The organism is Magnetococcus marinus MC-1, assembly GCF_000014865.1.
In the GTDB taxonomy this organism is placed as follows: domain Bacteria; phylum Pseudomonadota; class Magnetococcia; order Magnetococcales; family Magnetococcaceae; genus Magnetococcus; species Magnetococcus marinus.
The window spans coordinates 2,254,210-2,273,315 of sequence record NC_008576.1 but is presented as its reverse complement, the minus strand read 5'-3'; the positions used below and the strand labels follow the sequence as shown (position 1 = coordinate 2,273,315).

At 51.1% G+C, this 19,106-nt stretch carries 13 protein-coding genes; 4 read left to right on the top strand and 9 right to left on the bottom strand.

Translation table 11 applies throughout. From position 1 onward, the window contains the following. Positions 1-7 precede the first annotated feature (7 nt). Together MMC1_RS19970 and MMC1_RS09335 are read right to left on the bottom strand one after the other, a co-directional pair. A complete protein-coding gene (locus MMC1_RS19970; RefSeq protein ID WP_011713483.1) occupies positions 8-1,555 on the bottom strand; it encodes a CheR family methyltransferase in 1,548 nt (515 codons plus the stop codon). Positions 1,556-1,568: 13 nt separating this feature from the next. Continuing rightward, positions 1,569-2,090, bottom strand: coding sequence for a chemotaxis protein CheW (locus MMC1_RS09335; RefSeq protein ID WP_011713482.1), 522 nt, complete (start codon positions 2,088-2,090; stop codon positions 1,569-1,571). Between the two features lie 319 nt (positions 2,091-2,409). Between MMC1_RS09335 and MMC1_RS09330 the strand changes: the two genes are divergently transcribed. Continuing rightward, a complete protein-coding gene (locus MMC1_RS09330; RefSeq protein ID WP_011713481.1) occupies positions 2,410-4,674 on the top strand; it encodes a two-component system response regulator in 2,265 nt (754 codons plus the stop codon). A gap of 18 nt (positions 4,675-4,692) precedes the next feature. Here the strand turns inward: MMC1_RS09330 and MMC1_RS09325 are convergent, their stop codons facing one another. Next, positions 4,693-6,519 (bottom strand): SPOR domain-containing protein, encoded by a 1,827-nt coding sequence (locus MMC1_RS09325; RefSeq protein ID WP_143711394.1) that lies wholly within the window; start codon positions 6,517-6,519, stop codon positions 4,693-4,695. A gap of 431 nt (positions 6,520-6,950) precedes the next feature. Here MMC1_RS09325 and MMC1_RS19965 point away from each other — a divergent pair, with 431 nt between their 5' ends. Beyond that, entirely contained in the window at positions 6,951-8,417 is a 1,467-nt protein-coding gene (locus MMC1_RS19965) for a DUF2779 domain-containing protein (RefSeq protein ID WP_011713479.1), read from the top strand. A gap of 6 nt (positions 8,418-8,423) precedes the next feature. Here the strand turns inward: MMC1_RS19965 and MMC1_RS09315 are convergent, their stop codons facing one another. The 4 genes from MMC1_RS09315 to MMC1_RS19955 form a co-directional block, all read right to left on the bottom strand. Further along, positions 8,424-9,185, bottom strand: coding sequence for a TIGR00266 family protein (locus tag MMC1_RS09315; RefSeq protein ID WP_011713478.1), 762 nt, complete (start codon positions 9,183-9,185; stop codon positions 8,424-8,426). A 20-nt stretch (positions 9,186-9,205) separates the two neighbouring features. After that, on the bottom strand, positions 9,206-9,955 hold the full coding sequence (locus MMC1_RS19960) for a hypothetical protein (protein ID WP_011713477.1): 750 nt from the start codon (positions 9,953-9,955) through the stop codon (positions 9,206-9,208). Between the two features lie 29 nt (positions 9,956-9,984). Beyond that, entirely contained in the window at positions 9,985-10,359 is a 375-nt protein-coding gene (locus MMC1_RS09305) for a response regulator (RefSeq protein ID WP_011713476.1), read from the bottom strand. Between the two features lie 179 nt (positions 10,360-10,538). Continuing rightward, a complete protein-coding gene (locus MMC1_RS19955) occupies positions 10,539-11,858 on the bottom strand; it encodes a DUF192 domain-containing protein (protein WP_160162692.1) in 1,320 nt (439 codons plus the stop codon). A 221-nt stretch (positions 11,859-12,079) separates the two neighbouring features. On the opposite strand from MMC1_RS19955, the gene MMC1_RS09295 reads away from it, so the two are divergent. Continuing rightward, a complete protein-coding gene (locus MMC1_RS09295) occupies positions 12,080-13,357 on the top strand; it encodes a bifunctional O-acetylhomoserine aminocarboxypropyltransferase/cysteine synthase (RefSeq protein WP_011713474.1) in 1,278 nt (425 codons plus the stop codon). A 199-nt stretch (positions 13,358-13,556) separates the two neighbouring features. Further along, entirely contained in the window at positions 13,557-15,773 is a 2,217-nt protein-coding gene (locus MMC1_RS22175) for an adenylate/guanylate cyclase domain-containing protein (protein WP_011713473.1), read from the top strand. 64 nt (positions 15,774-15,837) lie between these two features. Here the strand turns inward: MMC1_RS22175 and MMC1_RS19945 are convergent, their stop codons facing one another. Both MMC1_RS19945 and MMC1_RS09280 read right to left on the bottom strand, forming a co-directional pair. Further along, a complete protein-coding gene (locus tag MMC1_RS19945; protein WP_011713472.1) occupies positions 15,838-18,180 on the bottom strand; it encodes an ATP-binding protein in 2,343 nt (780 codons plus the stop codon). Then, positions 18,180-19,097: a phosphate/phosphite/phosphonate ABC transporter substrate-binding protein gene (locus MMC1_RS09280; RefSeq protein WP_011713471.1), complete on the bottom strand. Its 918-nt coding sequence runs from the start codon at positions 19,095-19,097 to the stop codon at positions 18,180-18,182. The genes MMC1_RS19945 and MMC1_RS09280 overlap by 1 nt, the downstream gene beginning before the upstream one ends. Positions 19,098-19,106: the final 9 nt, after the last annotated feature.

Genomic DNA, 19,106 nt, shown 5'->3' with positions numbered 1-19,106 from the left:
AGGCTCCTTATAACGGGACACGATCACGCTCCAGATAACCAGCTAATTGCGCCCGTACATCCAGAATGGTTAACCCCGCCACCGGGTCCAGCAAGGTTTGGCTCTGAGCATGGCGATTGGCCAGCTCCAAGGCACGTCGCAGCAGACGCTCCCCTGCTTCAGCCCGGCCTTGTCCAATCTTGAGAAAACCCATGTGAAAATGGCTCATCAAATGGTCGCGGTTGAGCATCATGGTTTTGCGCAACTCCTCTTCGGCCCCTTTTTCATCTTTCTTTTCCAAAAACACCAAAGCCAACAAAAAGTGGGCTTCATCATTCATACCATGATCTTTAAGAAACAATTGCAATAATTCTTGCGCTGCTTGCCACTGCCCTAAGGCGGTTAAGGCTTGGGCACGTTGTAGAAAAAAACGATCTGGACATGTGCTAGGCAGCCTTTCGGTACGGGTCACGACCGTTGAAAATTGACCCTCAATCAGTAATTTTTGCAATTCGAGGTCTGTAGGCAGTGCTTCACCAGCAACAAGGGGGGGGTGCGGATTGGTTATGCTCGGCGCAACATACCCTGCTGGAGGGCTTGCCACATAGGGTGTGGCGGGCTTTGTCTGACCGCGAGAGAGCGCCAATTTTGGCGGCTCTAGCGCTGCTTGGCTAGGCCGCGCAGGCTGGCTTTGGGTGATGAGCGATGTGCTGTTTAAGGCGCCCGTCGCCTCCACTTTCTCAAAAAAGAAAACGCCCCCCTCATGTCTGTAAACCAAACCAGGAATATGGTTGGGTACATAGTCACACGCCCCGGTTATCAACAAACCACCTGGGTTCAGACAACGTGAAAAACGGGCGACGATGGCATCCACCGTAGGATTGTCAAAATAGATGAAAACATTTCGACACAAAATTAAATCTTGCTGCCCTGTGCCTTGCAAAATTGAGGGGTATCCCCCTTCAATCAAATTGAGATAATCAAATTTGATTTGTGCTCTAAAACGGTGGGTTTGCAACTGCCAATAGTTGCCATCCTGGCTAAAAAAGCTTTGCTTTAGTGCGTCGGGCAAGCCGCGCATGGCCCAATCGCCATACCGTCCCTGCTGGGCGCGTGCTAGGGCCTCTTTATTGATATCGGTACCTAGGGCGTGGACCTGCCACGTTTCATGTTTGGGTATTAAGCGGTCTAAGATCAACATCAAGGTGTAAAGCTCCTGACCATCCGAACAACCCGCGCTCCAAATACGTAGGGCAGGATGACCCAAAGCTTTACGTTGCTTTAATAAAGGGGTGAGAAAACGGTTTTCCAAAAATGAGATCTGGAGAGGATCCCGATAAAAATAGCTCTCCCCTACCGTGACACCGGCAACGAGAGATTCCATAATAGGATCATTACCCGAGGCATGACGAATCAGGTCGGTCAAAGCGGCATAACTGCTCAAACCAAAACGGTCTAGGGTTTGTTGAATCCCCCGCCGAAACGGTAAAATTTGATGATCGCGTACCGTAATGCCCAGTCGTTGCCGCACCAATTGTGCCAACGCCCGTTCATCATCGGCTAAGGCCGTGGCCATGGACTCCTTCACGCTAGGCCCTTTCCCCACTCATCAAAAAGGCTTCAATAGGTCGCAATGGCGGATTGGCATTGAGGGCGTGTTCCAAATCCAGCATCATCAGTGGCCCCTGTTCATCTTCCAGCAATTGGGCAATCAAAGGTTCCTGACCAATCCGCTCGCTTTGCAAGGGGGTTGGCCGACAGAGACCATCAATTTCATCCACCACAAAAACCCCCGCACGTTGCCCCTCGCGACATAAAATCAAAGGGGTATCCACGCTGTAATGACAGGGGGTGCGATAACCTAGACGCAGACTAAGATCGACCACCGGTAAGGCTTCATGTCCGATATGCATCATACCCACCACCCATGGGGCTGCTGTGGGGGCAGGTGTTAAGGCCGGCAAAAACAGAACACGCTGCACTTGGACAAGCGGCAACACCAGTCGCACACGCCCAACCTGAAAGGCCAGCATGGTTTGTGGTTTATGCGCAACGGGCGTTATGTGCGCCTGCTTGGCTTGCCTGGGGTTGCTTTGCATGGAGTCGGTCATGGGACCTCATAGAGTCGGTTTGACGGAGTTGAGATTATAACCATGCTCAAGGGTTAAACAAAAGCTCTCGTTTTTAGCCAAGCGGTTCTCTCGAAAAACCTGCTGTCCCGTTCTGGAATTTTACCAGAACCTGCGCACAACACTTGAGACAAATTGTGTTTATGCTAAGATACTATTGTTTTTGTTTGTGCTTGGTTCACCACGCAAGCGGGATGCAGACCGATAGGAGGCCCAAAAAGTGTTGTGAGCATCCATTGTGACGGCCAAAATGCAGATTATTAAATCGGCAAGTGTTTTTTCAAAAAGGCATAATTAGACCATGAAAGTACTCTTCGTAGATGATATGGCCACCGTGCGCATGCTCTATGGGCGTTTGCTCAGCATGGCTGGTTACAAAGTAGTTTTAGCTGACTCGGTGAACGATGCTTTGGCTAAAGCCCGCATCGAACGCCCCCCCTTGGCCATTGTGGATTACCACATGCCTGACGGTACCGGGGCAGATCTTACCCGCGCCCTATTGGCCACACCTGAGACCTCAGATATTTTGGTGGTCATGCACTCCCAAAGCCTTGATGTTATTTCTGAATCCTTAGAAGCTGGGGCAATTGATCTTATCCATAAAGAGGACCCTAAAGAGGTTTTTCTCATGCGGGTCGCTGCCATGGGGCGTTTTATTGAAACACAAAACGCCCATCGCGAAGCAGAAGCCCATGCCCGCCAAAAAGAGCTACAAGCCGCCGAGCAGCTGCGCCGTATTGAAGAGCAAGCCCGTCAACAACTGGAACAGCGGGTTAGAGAGCGCACCTTAGAGCTAACCCAGTCCAACGAACGGCTTAGCAATGAAGTGGCTGTGCGGATGCGGGCTGAAAGCGGTTTAAGATTGATCCATAAGGTGTTTGAAAACACCTCCGAAGCCATTATCCTGACCGACCCTCAAGGGATGATCCTCGATATAAATCCGGCTTTTACGGAGATCACCGGCTTTAGCCGTGAAGAGGCTTTGGGGCACAATCCCAGATCTTTTAAATCCGACCGGCATGATGCCACTTTTTACACCAACATGTGGCGTAAAATTGCAGAAGAGGGGTTCTGGCAGGGAGAGATATGGGATCGTCGTAAGAATGGCGAGATCTACCCCAAACGCTTAACCATCAATGCTGTGCGCAATCAAGCCGGAGAGGTGGAAAACTATATTGGTATTTTTTCCGACATTAGTGAAAGCAAAGCCACGGAATTAAAGCTTGAACGGCTGGCCTATTATGACGCCTTGACCCAGTTACCCAACCGAATGCTGTTTCATGATCGCTTGGAGCATGAGTTTTACAATGCCCAACGGCATCGAAAACAGGTGGCGGTCTTTTTTATTGATTTAGATCGTTTTAAACAGGTCAATGATACCCTGGGACACAGCGCCGGTGATGAGCTGTTACAGCATGTGGCCCAGCGGTTGGAAGGGTGCGTGCGGGCGGCTGATACGGTTGCCCGAATGGGTGGCGATGAGTTTACCGTTATCCTTGCCGACATCAGCGACAATGAGAGCGTGGCACGGGTTGCCCGCAAAGTGCTTGAAGAGCTGCAAAAAAGTATTTCAATCAAGGGTCACGATATTTTTGTGGGGGCCAGCATTGGTATTGCCCTTTATCCGGACAATGGTAACGATGTTGAAACCCTGACTAAAAATGCGGATATGGCGATGTATCGGGCCAAGGAGAGCGGGCGGGGCAACTATAAATTCTTTAGCGAAGAGATGAACGTTAGCACCAGTCAACGTCTCTCTTTGGAATCTCAGCTGCACCATGCCGTTAACGCCAATCTATTGGAGGTCTATTACCAACCCAAACTCAACATGCAAAGTGGTATCATGGTGGGCATGGAGGCGCTGGTACGTTGGCCACAAGCGGATGGCTCGATGATCCCCCCTATCCAGTTTATTCCAGTTGCCGAAGAGACCGGCCTCATTGTACCCCTTGGCCGTTTGGTGATGCGCCAAGCCATGCTGGATTGCGCTCGGTGGGTGCGTGAAACCGGCATGAACCTGCGGGTTGCCGTGAACCTCTCTGCCCGTGAGTTTCAGTCCCCTGGATTGGTCGTTGAAATTGAGCAAACCCTCGCCGAGTGCGGCCTAGATGCCCGCCACTTTGAAGTGGAGATTACCGAAAGCTTGATGATGCATGATGTGGAAAATGCCATTGCAACCCTTGAGCAGATCAGCCGCTTGGGGATTCATATTGCCATGGATGATTTTGGCACGGGCTATTCATCCCTAAGCTATTTAAAGAAATTTCCCATTCATTCCCTTAAAGTGGACCGCTCTTTCGTCAAAGATATCCCCGACGATCCCAATGATATTGAGATTGTAGCGGCGATTCTCTCTCTGGCTAAAGTTCTTAATCTCAAAGTGGTTGCTGAAGGGGTCGAGACTCAAGAGCAGCTCTCGTTCCTGCGCCAAAATTTGTGTGACGAGTGCCAAGGCTACTCTTTTTCAAAGCCCCTTTCCGCTGTGGACTTTACCGCCTTCTTGGCCGATGTTCACAACCATAGCGCCCGCCTTATGAACAACGATTTTGAGGTAATGTTAAGCTGAGCACAGGGTTGTGGTCAGTCACTGAGATGAGTTGAGCTTTTCTGTGACCACGACGGTGTGGAGCACGCCTTGGGCATCAAAAAACACCACCTCTCCCACATCTATCTGTTCTGTCAAGAGCTGTTGTTGCACCGCAACAGCTTGTTGCGTTTGTGCAAAGGGACCTGCGTGTAAACGAATCATCGGTTCTCCCTTAACAAGGCGTTCAACATATTTTGTTGGCACCCCCAATTTTTCCACATAAGCGATGACGTTTTTGGCAATATTCCTATATTTATAATAACCCAACTCTACCCAGTAGACCGTTTGTCTGTGTGCCGTTTCAGGGGGTTCTGAAGATGGCGCGACCGCACCATCGGCTGATGGTGTAGCTGCATGGGAGAGTACCGCTGGTGCCGCCGGTGACCTCATGGTGGGAGCCGCTGGTTGCACTTGGGCTTTTTCTGAAGAGAGCGCCCCATGCGCGGGCTTGTCCTGCTCTAGCGAAGCACCCCCCTCCGGGTGGGGAAGCGCTTTCACCGTATGGGGTTTGGGCCGTTTGGCGGTTTCAGGGGCAGCTACCAATGCCGGTGGGGCGGCCTTGAGAGAAACCGCTGGTTGCACTTGGACTTTTTCTGAAGAGCGCGCCCCATGCGCGGGCTTGTCCTGCTCTAGCGAAGCACCCCCCTCCGGGTGGGGAAGCGCTTTCACCGTATGGGGTTTGGGCCGTTTGGCGGTTTCAGGGGCAGCTACCAATGCCGGTGGGGCGGCCTTGAGAGAAACCGCTGGTTGCACTTGGACTTTTTCTGAAGAGCGCGCCCCATGCGCGGGCTTGTCCTGCTCTAGCGAAGCACCCCCCTCCGGGTGGGGAAGCGCTTTCACCGTATGGGGTTTGGGCCGTTTGGCGGTTTCAGGGGCAGCTACCAATGCCGGTGGGGCGGCCTTGAGAGAAACCGCTGGTTGCACTTGGACTTTTTCTGAAGAGCGCGCCCCATGCGCGGGCTTGTCCTGTATCTCATACGCAACGACATCAGCTTGTGCGGTTTGAACAGGCTTGCTTATTTGCTCCTGGGTCTCACTCTGGGGGGCTGGATCCATGGCAGCCAGAACGGGGGGTTGGGCGTTTGGCCGTTCAATCACGCCTTGATAGGCGGATAATTTGGTCAACTGACGCCGTGCCCAGAGCGCTTGATCGCTCTGCACAGGGCAGTAGGCCAGACTCCGTTCAAAACCGTATAGGGCTTGAACAGGGTGCTCCTGCATCTGGTCGGCAAAGGCGGTATGCAACAACCATTCACAACGACGCATCGCTGCTGGCCCCGATTTTAGGGTCATCGCCAAGGTCATGAGCTGCTTGTGATCCAAACGCCCCAAGTGAAAGAGTGCCAAGGCCTCCTGCCATGGGTAGGGGCGTAAGATGGGCAATTGGGCGTTGAGCCATGCTAAAGCGCTGCTTTGGTCGTAGGCGCGTAGAGCAAAAAAACGCCATAGCCGTGGATAGGGGTTGGCAAGATTGGGGTTTGTTTCCAGCAGTTGTGCAAAATCCTGGTCACTGCTTGGGTAGTCCCCCAAAAACAACTTAACCATGGCGCGATTGTTTAGATAACGAATATGTTTAGGTTGCAGCGATAGTGACTCATCCAAATCTTTTAAGGCGGACTCATCCAACCCCATGCGCTTATAGGATGCCCCGCGATTGTTTAATACGATAGCCCGCTGCTCAGGTGTTAAATCTGTGTGCTCAAGGGCTTGCGAAAAGAGTTTAATAGAGGCTTCATAGCCCCCTCTTTTGGCAATCAACTCGCCACGGTAAGCAAGATTTAGGGCATCCTGGGTTTCCTGTTTGGGTGGGGCGGGACGCAACAACGTGGCACACCCGCTAAGCCCCAGCAACAAAACAAGCCAAAATAACCGGTTTAATCCTAGCTTAACATGCCTCATCAACCGGTACCTTCTTTCTCAAAGTTAAGTTTATCACCCGTTATACGCAGTATAATTTCCCATAAGCATCGGGAAAATATCCGCATAGTACAATTTTTTTTGGCTATTTATTCAAGTAATAAATCAAAACAATCCCGCTTTTTATCCTAAGCATGCCCCATTAGCTTGGGTAAAAAAATCGCCTCGCTAGAAGCCCTCTTTTCCCAACCAATTGGCCTATTTTATCAAAAAGGTTTGAAAAATCGTATCCTTACTTTGTGGTTTAACGTATATTCGACCCCATTACGCTTTTGATGCTCCGCCCCTCCCTTTTTGATAAGCACGACATGGGGGCTTCGGCAACCAGCAAGGACTCCATGCCAACACTTAATTTAACCCAGATTGTTAACCACCGCCTCTGTCCCAAACGGGTCTGGTTGCATCAAAAGGCGCCCCATTTGGCCCAAACAGAGGATCTTCTGCGTCCACGTCTGCTTGAGCAGCTCTACAGCTATCTTACGCAAACCTATGTAAACCCTTGGCTGCCATCCCAAGAGCTCGAACCAGCGTCACGGTTGACCGCCACCACACAGGCGTTGCATAGCACCATTTCTTCCGCCTATGTGCGCCCCTTTTTACATGCGCACGGGGTTTATGTCGAAGCGGGTATTTTAGTGCCACTTAAAAAAGGCTATCAACTGCTTTGGCCACGCGCCGCCACCCGGTTAAAACCTCGTTATATTGAAGAGGCTGCCATTGCCGCATGGTTGGCAACCCAGATGGGGTTAACCATTGAGAGTGTGCATGTCGTGACCTTGAATAAGCGGTTTCACCATCAGGGGGTGGGACGCAACAGCCATTTGCTTAAACCTGTGGTGGTGGATCTGCCCATGCAGGGCGTTTTGCCTCAGGTGCAGGGTTGGATCGAAGCATGCCATGCAACCCTGCAACAGGAGGTTGCCCCCCAGCAGAGCATGGGGAGCCACTGCCATCGTCAACACTGCCCCTTTTTGAACCATTGCAGCCCGGCTTTGTGTGCAGACGACCACCCCATTCGCTGGCTCTCGCGCGCGCCGGATCTGGTTAAGGGTCTGGAGCAACAGGGCTATGCTGACCTAAAACAGGTGCCTATGAACCTGTTGCAAAAACGCCATCATCAACGCATGGCGAGAGTCGCCCGCAGTGGTTACGCCGAACTGGATGAGAGGGTCGCAAAGATTTTACAGGCCCTACCCTACCCGCGCTATTTTGTCGACTTTGAAACCGTCTCCTTTGCCGTTCCCCCCTGGGATGGGGTTAACCCTATCATTTCCCAAGTACCCTTTCAGTGGTCCTGCCACATTCAACAAGCGGATGGAGAGCTGCACCATCTGGGGTTTCTGGCCCCTCCAGGTGAGGATCCACGGCGACGTTTTAGTGAAACATTGTTGCATGCTATTGGCGATGAAGGCCCCATCTTTGTCTACAACGCCAGCTTTGAAAAGGGACGCATGCAGGAGATGGCGCAGCGTTTTAGCGATTTGGCCGACGCTTTAAAAGCCGCTCAAAAACGGGTGGTGGATCTGCACCCGCTGGCAAGAGACCATTACTACCACCCCGCCATGCAGGGCTCTTGGTCCCTGAAAGCCGTTTTGCCAACATTAGGCAAAGGGTTAAGTTACACCAATCTTACCATCGCTGATGGTGAGCAGGCTCAGGCCCGTTATCTAAGCTGGATGTTTGACCCCTTAGAAGAGGCGCAAGCACTCCAAATCCAACTGGATTTGGAGTGCTATTGCCAATTGGATACCCTGGCCTTGGTTATGATGGTGGAGCGTTTTGAACAGGGGCTGGAGGCGCGCTAAACAGGCCTATTCGCGGGCCGGTAAACGTTCTAATACGCGGTCGGCCAGATTGGCAAAAGGCAGGCTTTGCAACCAGACGGTGCCCGTTCCTGCAAGGGTGGTTAAAAAGATGCCTTCCCCCCCAAAAATCATGGATTTCATGCCCCCAGCGGCCTCAATATTGTAATCAATACCTGGGGTAAAACCAACCAAACAGCCGGTATCCACCCGCAGACGCTGATTTTCGAGCTTTTTTTCGACAATGACCCCTCCGGCATGAATAAAAGCCATGCCATCCCCCACAAGCTTTTGTAGAATAAAGCCCTCTCCCCCAAAAAATCCAGCGCCCAACCTGCGGCTAAAAGCGATGGAGACCTGCGTACCCAAAGCCGCACAGAGAAAGGCGTCTCGTTGACAATAAAGCGTCTGTTCAGGAAGTTGACGCATATCCAGGGGAATAATCTTGCCCGGAAAGGGGGCCGCAAAAGCCACCCTACGTTTGACCGAGCCCCGGTTGGAAAAGTGGGTCATAAAGATGGACTCTCCCGTCAAAGCCCGCTTGCCGATGCTCAGCAGCCCCCCCAGAAAACCCTCATCGGCTTGTGAACCGTCCCCCATCTTGGTTTCAAAGCTGATATTTTCCTCCATATAACACATGGTCCCGGCTTCGGCGATGACCGTTTCGCCGGGGTCCAACTCTACTTCCACCAACTGAAGGTCACTACCATGGATCTCAAAGTCCACTTCATGGCAGCGCTTGCCCTCAATTTTATTACCCCATAATGCCATCGTTCTTTCCCCTTTTTGGATTATTGTGAGAGTTGGCTTAAATGGGCAATGACCGTTTGCAACCACGCATCTTTCATGACTTGCAACATGGGGCTCGGGTGGGCGTAGCGCAGTGGTTCTACCTCGATTCCCACCAAGGTGCGTCCCTGAAGGGCAGTCATTGCCTGACGAGCCAAGGGCAATAACCCCTTGTGCCGACCCCACCCTATCACGATGGGGACATTAAGGTCATCGCCTAAAAGCCCATGCAGCTCGGCTTGGCGTTGAGGGGCAAACAGGGCATGCAGCCCTCCCTCTGAATGGCTGGCCAAGGCGGTTACTTTGGCGACAAGTCGCGGGCTTTTGGTTTCGCGCAGGTCGGAAATGTTTAATATACGCCCATGTTGGTAGCCCATGGCGGCCATAACCCGCATAATTTGATATTGGGTATTATCCGGTTTGGTTGCCATCCAACAACGGGGGGCTTGACCCAAGGCGTGTGCTTCAATATGGGGGGGGGTAAACGCCTTATCCAGGGGATAGGAGCTACCGGGATTCATCATCACCACCAGCAGATCGGGCGGTAATGCATCTAATTGTGCCAACTCTGAAGGGATACAATCACGGCGAATCAAAGTCAGGGCCGAGCGGCAGGAACAGTGCTCCCCCGCCAAATTGGTCGAATAGAAATGACCGTAGACAGCATAATGCGTTTTTAGGGCAGCGGCATTAAGCAACTTGGCGTGCTTGGTGCGGCTTTCCGGGGTGCGGCGCTGCTGACTGGAGAGCATTTTATCATTCCCCCACGGTTTAGACCCGTTTACGCTGGCGCAAAAATCTGGTGCAACATCTCGACTTTAAGGGGCTTAAGATGCAAAACGGTCATGCCAGCCTGTTTGGCTAACAACAGTTGCGGCGCGCTATCATCAGCACTCAATCCAATAATAGGGGTGTGGGTATTGGGTCCGCCTGCCTGACGGATGGTACGGGTCGCAAGCAGCCCATCCATTACCGGCATGGTAATATCCATAACAATGGCATCAAAAACGCATAAATTTGCTAATTGTGCCGCCTGTTCACCATTGTCAGCCAGCACCACCGAGTGCCCTTCATCCTCTAACATACCCTGCGCGACCATGGAGGTGATGGGATCATCTTCAGCCAGTAAAATGGTTAGTTTTTTTATCGTATTCATAGGGTTTCCTAATAATAGGGTTTGGTTTGTACAAATGGACCGTTCAAAGTCTACAAACAGCAAAACCCTCCATAAAACCGCGAGACACTATTACAAACTGTCACCTTAACGGATCTGTAAACAGATCGCTACAAGCAAAATCATACATACCCGACCAACCCTTTGACCCTGTGGGGTAATTAAGGCGAACGAAACGGCAAAGTGGGCATGCCCCGGTAGAAAAAGTCCTGTGTTTGCCAATTTCCCTCAGGCTGTTGTTTGACACGGCGCGGTGCCAAAAGAGGCGGCTTTTTACCTTTTCCATAAGGGGGGGTTATCCCATGGGGACGAGGCACGGCCTTGGCGGTTATGGCCCGATAGGTCGAGCGATGTTTAGGCTCTGGGACCCTTTTATGCTCGACCAAAGATGCGGGCCAAATAGGCTCCTGTTCCATTTCCACCCGCTTTATGGGTGGTAGCTCGGGCATCTCAACGCTTTTTTTTGAGGCTTGTTCTATGGCGGTTGGCCGCACAACAGGCTTAACAGAAGCCACACGCTCGATGGGTTGCTGTCGCATGGTGAGCGGGTGAGGCAAACCTTGGTTCGGCTGAACCATGATGCGAATCGGTGCCGCAGGTTGACCACCACTGGGCAGAGCATTCACCGGTGCTGGGAGGCTCGCGCTGCTGGGCAGAGCGTTCACCGGTGCTGGGAGGCTCGCGCTGCTGGGCAGATCATTCACCGGTGCTGGGAGGCTCGCGCTGCTGGGCAGAGCGTTCACCGGTGCTGGGAGGCTCGCGCTGCTGGGCAGAGCGTTCACCGGTGCTGGGGTTGGATGGGGGCGCTCAACCGGGTTAACCACGGGGGGCATAACTTGGTCGTGAAAGGAGGGATCAACCTTTGTGACCAAAGGTTTTAAAGAAATCGGACCGTTCGTATTAAATGGTTCACCTTTGTCTAAGGCCACCGCGCTTTGGGGGAGAGGTGTGGGTGGTGAGAAAATCTCCGCTTCGTAAGACTCAATAGGTAGCTTTACCAAAGGGGGCTCAACCTGCTCTTCAATAGGACGAGCTGACCAAAGTGGAGGGTATTGAATCTGGTCGCCTGGGGTAATGCCCAAGGCTGAGACGGTGCCGGCTGGGACCTCTAACACCGCCTTGACCACCCCTAAAGAGGGATAGCGTGGGCAACGTGGTGCTTCACTTAGGCACGGGGGAACCTGTTGGTGGATGGTGATAACCTTGCCATCGGCATTGACAAACAGCATATCCAGGGGGATACGCATATTTTTCATCCAAAATACCTGATGCCCAGGGGAAGGTAAGATAAAAAACATACCCTGCTCACGGCGCAACTCATGACGAAACATAAGCCCTTGACGGATCTCATCCTGGGTTTGCGCCAACTCAACCGCACCACGCCACAACAGATCGCCTCGGGGCGAGCGTATCTCCAATGGGTGACGCTGAACCGGCAGTGCCGCCCATAGATCTGTCACCAGCAGGAGTGGAATAACCATCCATATGAGCGCCCGAACCATGCATCCTCACTCAAACAGGGGTGATAAATCCCATGAATATAGCACTTTTGGTGCGGCTTCCCAACCAAGTTAATGAAGCGTCGTTATCCCATTTTGCCTTTTCTGTGTAAGCTGGATAAGATGGTGAAAGGCAATCCAAAAAAAACAAAAAAATCGAATCTTTTACCTGTCAATTTTGTTGTACAGAAAGGGAAGCAGGCATGAAACTAGAGACCTTGGCCATCCACGGAGGTTTTTCCCCAGATCCAACCACCAAGGCGGTGGCGGTGCCCATCTATCAGACCACCTCCTATGCCTTTGACAATACGCAGCATGGAGCCGATCTTTTTGATCTCAAGGTACCCGGCAATATCTACACCCGTATTATGAACCCTACCACCGATGTGTTGGAAAAGCGCGTGGCCGCCATGGAGGGAGGTATCGCAGCGTTAGCTTTTGCCTCTGGCATGGCCGCCATTACCGCTGCGATTCAAACCATCTGCCGTTGTGGGGATAATATCGTCTCGGTCAGTGAGCTCTACGGTGGTAGCTACAACCTGTTTGCCCACACCCTACCCCAGCAAGGTATTGAAGTACGCATGGCTAAGTCCGATGATTTTGCCGCAATTGCTGCCCATGTTGACGATAAAACACGGGCGATTTTCTGCGAATCCATTGGTAACCCTGCGGGTAATGTGGCCGATATCTCCCGTCTGGCAGAAATAGCCCACAGCGCTGGGGTTCCGCTGATTGTGGATAATACCGTGCCAACCCCGTGTCTCTGCCGTCCCATTGAGTTCGGTGCGGATATTGTGATCCATGCTCTAACCAAATTCATGGGCGGGCACGGCACCAGTATTGGTGGTATTGTGGTGGATTCTGGTAAATTTCCTTGGGCGGAGCATGGGGAGCGCTTTCCCATGATGGTGACCCCTGATGCTTCCTATCATGGCGTTGTCTATACCGAAGCCTTTGGAGCTGCTGCCTACATTGGTCGCTGTCGCGTGGTGCCCTTGCGCAACATGGGGGCTGCCATCTCCCCCTTTAATGCGTTCCAAATTTTGCAAGGGATTGAAACCCTGCCGCTACGCATGGAGCGCCACTGTGAAAATACCGAACGGGTGGCAAGCTACCTAAGCAGCCACCCCCAAGTCAGCTGGGTTCGCTACGCAGCCCTGCCCGACAGTCCTGCTCGCAGCTTGGCCGATCAATATATGGGCGGTAAAGCCTCGAGTATTCTCTGCTTTGGGATTAAGGGTGGCCGTGAAGCTGGGGCTAAATTTATTGATGCCCTGCAATTGATTGTGCGACTCGTCAACATCGGGGATGCCAAATCCTTGGCCTGCCATCCAGCCACCACGACCCACCGTCAGCTAAATGATGCCGAATTGGTCAATGCCGGGGTTTCTGCCGATCTCATCCGGTTAGCCATTGGCATTGAACATATTGATGATATTCTTGCCGATGTGAGCCAAGCTCTGGAGGCCGCCGCGCAGTAAGTCCCATGCCCCAGGCGGATACCTACCGTATCAACCTGGGGCTACCTCCCCCACAGTTTAAGCATGCCTGTTTTAAAATAAGATTTTAGGTCTTTGTTGCTCGCCGAAGCCGTAACATTGCCAAGCTGCCTTAAATACGTTAAGACAGATGTTTATGCTTTTTGGAAAAGCCGAGCAACCTGCCCTTTGGAGCGCACCGATGCAGCGAAAACTGGGGTTAAATCACTTTGCAAGCCAACTCATTGGTATTGTGCTGCTGTTGGTGTTGTTCTGTTTGGGTGTGGTTACCTCTTTTTATTACACAAATCACCAAATTTTAACCAATTATACCGCTGTCACCCGAGAGGAAAATGAGCGCAATACCTTGATGCGTGTCGAGATGTACATCAACCTGGCTCGACAAGCCGAACAAAGCTTCTATGCCAAACAGAATGAAGCCGCAACCAAAGAGATAAGCAACAATATTCAATTGGCCCTGCAAGAGCTTGAAGGCATGGAGCACCAAGAGGTAAAGAACCTCTATGAAACTGAAAGTAATAAATTTTCCGTTATCAATAACATGGTTAAGGCATATCAAGCGAGTATCAACAAAGAGTTAGATCTGTGGCGAACACGTGGCTTTACCCGTAACGAAGGGGTTAGCTTGGAGCTACGACAAGCCGCTTACGATGGCCTGCGCAGTCGCCTTTCTCACTATAACACCCACGGTTTTCAATCTCTGCTGGATCGTATGCGCTGGAAAGAGTATGAATTTTATTTCTACTGGTCCCCAAAACATGTGGATGAAGTACAACGATTGGTTGTGTTTTTTCAACGTCTGCTAGACGAAGCTGAACTTGAAACGCCCCTGAGTACAGAACTCCGGCAAGGTATTGCAGCCTACGAGCGTGAACTGTTGGCACTCTCAGCCCGTGATCAAGGCAGTTCCCATGAAGCCGTCGAGGATATTGGTGATGCCATTAGCACCCTTTTGGCCAAACACACCATTCGGGATTTCAGGTATTTGCTCAGAAGCCTGCTCTATTACGAGATGGAATATCGTGAGCTAGGACGCCAGCAAAAACATGTAGAGGGCATTCACGAAACCCTCAAGCTGTTATCGGAAAGAATTCAAAATTCTGAAATCGCCCAAGAGGATAAAGAGAGCCTTGGACAGGCCCTGCGGAACTACCAATCCGCTTTTGATAAGCTTGTCTTATTGGATAAACAGATTGCTGTGCTCACCGCTCAGACCACCAAAATCGTCAATGCTCTTAATAGCAACATACGCCAAGCCGTTGCTCAGGAAGAGCAAATTATGGAGCAGATCCGCTCTTTCACTCAAACCAGCAACCAACGCCATAACATGATTAACCTCGCCGTATTAAGTGTCATGGTCGTGCTGGCACTCCTGCTGGTTACTCGTATGGTACGCCGCTTGGCCGGCAAGGTTAGGCTCATTGGTAAGCTGCTGGCACGCATTGCCGAAGGGGATTTAAATGTCTCCCTTACCCCTTCTCCCGAAGCCAAACGCGATGAGCTCGACCAGATCACCCATGATGTAGGCGCCGTGGCTTATAGCCTTAAAGAGACCATGAGCCAACTACAGGGACGTAACACAGAATTGGAGGTTATCTCCCACAAGCTGGCTAAATATCTCTCACCGCAAGTCTATGCCTCGATCTTTTCGGGTCGGCAAGAGGTACTCATACAGTCCAAGCGGAAAAAACTGACCATCTTTTTCTCAGATATTGTGGGCTTTACCAGTACCACCGACAGTATGGAGTCTGAAGAGCTCACCACATTGCTCAACGACTATCTTAATGAAATGTCCAAAATTGCCCTACGCCATGGTGGTACCATTGATAAATTTATTGGTGATGCCATTATGATTTTCTTTGGCGATCCAGAGAGCCATGGTGAAAAAAACGATGCCATTGCCTGTGTCAGCATGGCCATTGATATGCGTGATCGGTTGCAACTGTTACGCAAAGTATGGCGGGAAGAGCATGGCTTTTCGCGTCCCTTTCGTATACGCATCGGCATTACCACGGGTTACTGCACGGTGGGCAATTTTGGTAGCAATGAGCGAATGGATTATACCATCATCGGTGGTACCGTTAACCTTGCCAGCCGTTTGGAACACCAAGCAGAACCCGACACCATTCTTATCTCCCACGAAACCTATGCCTTGGTAAAAGAGCGCATCCAGTGCACACCGCAAGCGGAAATTCAGGTCAAAGGCATCGCTCACCCTGTCAGCACCTATCGAGTCGAGCGCTGTAAAGATCCAGCGCTGGGGGAATCGTTGCAACTTGAGCTGTCGGGCGAAGGCTTCGCCGTACAAGTGGATGGCAACCGCATTGCCGCAGGTGAGCGCAACACGCTTGCTCTACAGCTAGAAGAGATGGCGCAAAAACTTCGGCAACAAGCCTAAGCCTCTACGACATGGCTGTTTAACGGGTTGGGCTGGCGCTGGTCGCTAAAATCACCAGCGCAGCTTACGATTGTCCATATTGGGCGAGGGCATTTAACAATGTTTTTTTATTAATCGGTTTGCTCAGAAAGGCATCAAAACCCAAGGTGAGGTAATGTTTTTGATGTTCACTCATCGCATGGGCGGTCAAGGCAATGATGATGGTGGGGTCACATTGCTGAGATTGCTCCCATGCGCGAATTTTAATAATCGCTTCATCCCCCCCCATGACGGGCATCTGTATATCCATCAAAATCAAATCAAAGTTCTCTTTTTGAACCTGCTGGTATGCCTCAAGACCATTTTTTACACAGCACAAACTGTGCGGGCTATCTCTGAGAAAAATGCGGATTAACAGTTCATTATCTGGGGAGTCTTCAGCCAGCAAGATACGCAATGGTTTCGTGGCACAGCATGATTCCGTGGCCACCATGGGGGCTTCTTCGTCGTGGGTTGCGGCTAAAGCCGGTTCATCGATCTGTACGGGGGGCAATGGCAGAGTAAAAGTAAAGCAGCTCCCCTCTCCCAAAGCACTTTTTAGCCAGATTTTCCCCCCCATCAATTCTACCAAGTGGTGGGTAATGGCCAAGCCCAGCCCCGAACCGCCATAGAAGCGGCTGTTGGAGGAGTCAATCTGGGTAAAGCGTTGAAATACAGAGGATTGATCTTTTTCAGCAATCCCAATACCACTATCAATCACATGAAACAGCAGATTTGTTGCATCATCACTGCTTTTTTCTACGCTTATTTTTACGGATCCATCATGGGTAAATTTGATGGCATTTCCCACCAGATTAACCATAATCTGTCGCAGTCTAGCCCGGTCGCCCTGGCATAAAGTGGGGATCTCCTCCATCCTTTCCAAGCGTAAAGCAAGCCCTCGCTCACGGGCGAGATTTTCCAGCAGATCAACGACGGATTGCAATAACTCAGGTAGATTAAAAGGCTGAATATATAGCTCAATCCGACCTGCTTCGAGTTTGGAAAGGTCCAAAATATCGTTGATCAGCTCCAGCAATCCATGTCCTGCACGCCGTTGGATTTTTAAGTAGCCTTGTTGTTCGGGGGTTAAAGGGCTTTCACTGAGCAGCTCTGCCATGCCAAGAATGGAGTTCATGGGGGTCCGTATCTCATGGCTCATCATGGCCAAAAATTCACTTTTGGTACGGTTTGCGGCCTCGGCCTGTTCCTTCGCAGTAAGCAACTCAAACTCGGCTCGATGACGCTCCGTCACATCATGTGCAAGCCCCTCTACAGCGATCACACGGCCATCTTTATCAAAAATGGGATATTCCAATACATCCAGTCGGACCGCTTGCCCCTGTTTATTAAATATTTCTATCACATAACTGGCTTGTTGCTCACCCCGTATGCTGGCTTCTGTATGATTAACAGCCTGCATGTTGATGGGGTTTTCGGTGAAATAGGTCGCATAGTGCGTCATAAACTCTTGGGGATCGTATCCTAATACGGTACGTATTGAGGGCGATACATATTCAAAAACCCCTTCTGTATTGTGGCTGTAGAGGAAATATTCACTGGATAAGGATTCGACTAGGCGGCGAAATTTTTCTTCACTCTGGCGGAGTGCCTGGTTGCTCTGGGTTAGAGATTGCTGAATAAGGCGCAGTTGCTGCTCCTCTTGCTCTAACACACCCAACATTTGGTTAAAACCATTGGACAATAAACCAATTTCATCATGCCGTTTGATCTGCACACGATGGTTAAGCTGACCGAGTCTTGTGGTGTTGGCAACATGCAATAAATGATAGAGATCTTTGGTTAAGCCACGCGCCATAAAATAGGCAAAGACGATACCAACGACAATGGCAAAGAGGGTATAGAGAAACCCTTTATAGGTCACATGTAAGAGCTCTTGTCCGCTTTTATTTTGGCTTAGGCTTACCCGTGCCCAGCCAACCAACTGTTGATTGGTTAGGATAGGCATGGCAACATCAATCACCTGCTTGCTCTGGAGCAATACCTGCAACGTGTTGGGCGCGTCGATTAATTTTAGACTGAGTGGATCGGCTAAAAATTTACCGGCTTTACTTTTGTCACTGTGACTTAGTACTTTGCCGTTAACATCGACCACCATGGCGTAACGTAGCTCGGGGTAATCGAGCATGGAGGATAACAGCTCTTCCAAACCAACGAAGTCGCGGGCTAACACCCAAGAGATGCTATTGGCCGCCAGCGTACGACTTAAACTGGTGGCTTGCGCCACGGCTTGTTTATGCAGAAAATCACGCTGCCGATCCACCAAATCAAAAATAAACAGCGTCATCAACACCGCGTGTACCAAGGCGATGCCCAGCATGAGCTGATGCCGAATCGAGTGCCCCCAAAGTTTGTGTAAAATCGACATTACGGTGACTCCCTAATGGGACGCACCTCAGCCTCAAACCGCTGGAGAAAGGCTTGTACAGGGCGATAGGTCTCCGCAACCGCAGGTTCAAACCGCGAAAGTTCCATTGGGGCGAGAATGGCCTTACCTTCGGCATGGGTGTGCAAGGCAAAGATCAACAGAGCTATCTGCTGCTCAAAGGCAGCGGGAACATCGTCGCGCATCACAAGACCGTTGTTGGGTAGCTCCATGGTTGACCATTTGACCTCCAACTCTTGGGCAATTTCCGGGCGTTCCTTGGCAAAGGCTCGCCAAGGCGGGGGCCATGTTGCCCCTGCTATGCTTTCGCCCAAATAGACATTCATAATGGATGATTCCTGAGAGCCCACATAGCGATTTTGGATGTCGCGTAGAACATCCACGCCATGGGTATGCAAAAACCACTGAGGAAGCATGGTGGCCGCCAACGCTGTGGGGGCTGGATAGCTTACCACTTGGCCTTTGAGATCGGTTACGTGCCGTATATTTTTATCTTTACGCACCAGTAAGATGCCGCGAAAGTTATGATCATCGCCCATTTTACCAAACACCCGATAGCCCTTTTCCAGAGCGGTCACCGTTTGATAGGGGTTGGGCAAGGCCATGTGAAAATATCCGGCAAACAATTTTTTATCGTAAGCGGCGTAGTTACGCGACGCTTCCAAAATAATGCGGACCCCATGCAAATGAAGATTAAGATAATCCACCAAGGGTTGATAGATGGCAAACAGTCGCTCTGGATTATGCAGGGGGTGAACACCAAAAATATAGCGTTGGGTGTGTTGAGTCGGCGTATCACTAAAGAGAGGGGTATACTCCCCCTGCCGCTCATCTTGACAACCAAACAGTGTGAGCGTAACGAGGAGTATGCATTTTTGCAGAACTTTGCGAACCCTCATAGACAAAGC

What these genes read in the sequence shown, in the direction of transcription:
- MMC1_RS09295 (WP_011713474.1), top strand. Translation starts at nt 12,080, where the DNA reads ATGAAACTAGAGACCTTGGCCATCCACGGAGGTTTTTCCCCAGATCCA.
- MMC1_RS22175 (WP_011713473.1), top strand. Translation starts at nt 13,557, where the DNA reads ATGCAGCGAAAACTGGGGTTAAATCACTTTGCAAGCCAACTCATTGGT.
- MMC1_RS19970 (WP_011713483.1), bottom strand. Translation starts at nt 1,555, where the DNA reads ATGGCCACGGCCTTAGCCGATGATGAACGGGCGTTGGCACAATTGGTG.
- MMC1_RS19965 (WP_011713479.1), top strand. Translation starts at nt 6,951, where the DNA reads ATGCCAACACTTAATTTAACCCAGATTGTTAACCACCGCCTCTGTCCC.
- MMC1_RS19945 (WP_011713472.1), bottom strand. Translation starts at nt 18,180, where the DNA reads ATGTCGATTTTACACAAACTTTGGGGGCACTCGATTCGGCATCAGCTC.
- MMC1_RS09315 (WP_011713478.1), bottom strand. Translation starts at nt 9,185, where the DNA reads ATGGCATTATGGGGTAATAAAATTGAGGGCAAGCGCTGCCATGAAGTG.
- MMC1_RS19960 (WP_011713477.1), bottom strand. Translation starts at nt 9,955, where the DNA reads ATGCTCTCCAGTCAGCAGCGCCGCACCCCGGAAAGCCGCACCAAGCAC.
- MMC1_RS09280 (WP_011713471.1), bottom strand. Translation starts at nt 19,097, where the DNA reads ATGAGGGTTCGCAAAGTTCTGCAAAAATGCATACTCCTCGTTACGCTC.
- MMC1_RS09330 (WP_011713481.1), top strand. Translation starts at nt 2,410, where the DNA reads ATGAAAGTACTCTTCGTAGATGATATGGCCACCGTGCGCATGCTCTAT.
- MMC1_RS09305 (WP_011713476.1), bottom strand. Translation starts at nt 10,359, where the DNA reads ATGAATACGATAAAAAAACTAACCATTTTACTGGCTGAAGATGATCCC.
- MMC1_RS19955 (WP_160162692.1), bottom strand. Translation starts at nt 11,858, where the DNA reads ATGGTTATTCCACTCCTGCTGGTGACAGATCTATGGGCGGCACTGCCG.
- MMC1_RS09335 (WP_011713482.1), bottom strand. Translation starts at nt 2,090, where the DNA reads ATGACCGACTCCATGCAAAGCAACCCCAGGCAAGCCAAGCAGGCGCAC.